Raw genomic sequence first — 632 nt, 5'->3', positions numbered from 1 at the left:
CTAGTACCCACTTTTCTTGGAACGTGAGTCGTGATTCAAGGTCGGGATGATACCCGAAGCAAGAGAAGTCCACCTTTCGAGGAAAGATCGCAAGGTGCTTGAGGCGTGCTGTCGCTCACCGGTGACGTTGCAGCGCGATTTGAAGCGGGCGCGGATAGTTCTGTTGGCGGCGGATGGGCGCAGCACCCGGTCGATCGCCAAGGAAGTTGGGGTCCAGCCGCGGATTGTCAGCCTTTGGCGGCATCGCTATGCCGACCATGGCCTTGAAGGGCTGCAAGACAAGCCGCGGCCTGGCAAGCAGCCGATCTATACGAAGACGACCGACAAGCGGATTCTGAAGCTGCTGGATAAGCCGCCACCGCAAGGGTTTGCGCGCTGGACCGGCCCCCTGCTGGCCGAGGCGCTGGGCGATGTCGATGTCCAATATGTCTGGCGGTTCCTGCGCAGCCACAAGATTGACCTGGTGGCTCGCAAGTCCTGGTGCGAGAGCAACGACCCGAACTTTACGGCCAAAGCCGCCGATGTTGTCGGCCTCTATGTCGCGCCGCCGGCGAAGGCCATTGTGCTGTGCGTGGACGAGAAGCCCTCGATCCAGGCTTTGGAGCGAGCGCAGGGTTATCTGAAGTTGCCCA

1 pseudogene is annotated in these 632 nt (G+C 60.9%); it reads left to right on the top strand.

The features are described from left to right. Positions 1-46 precede the first annotated feature (46 nt). Positions 47-632 (top strand): annotated as a pseudogene (locus IC50_RS38265) (IS630-like element ISRj1 family transposase); the annotation flags it as partial.

This window comes from Bradyrhizobium genomosp. I (2014), from assembly GCF_000261685.1.
In the GTDB taxonomy this organism is placed as follows: domain Bacteria; phylum Pseudomonadota; class Alphaproteobacteria; order Rhizobiales; family Xanthobacteraceae; genus Bradyrhizobium.
The sequence above is the reverse complement of the archived record's forward strand: the minus strand, read 5'-3'. Positions and strand labels throughout refer to the sequence as shown.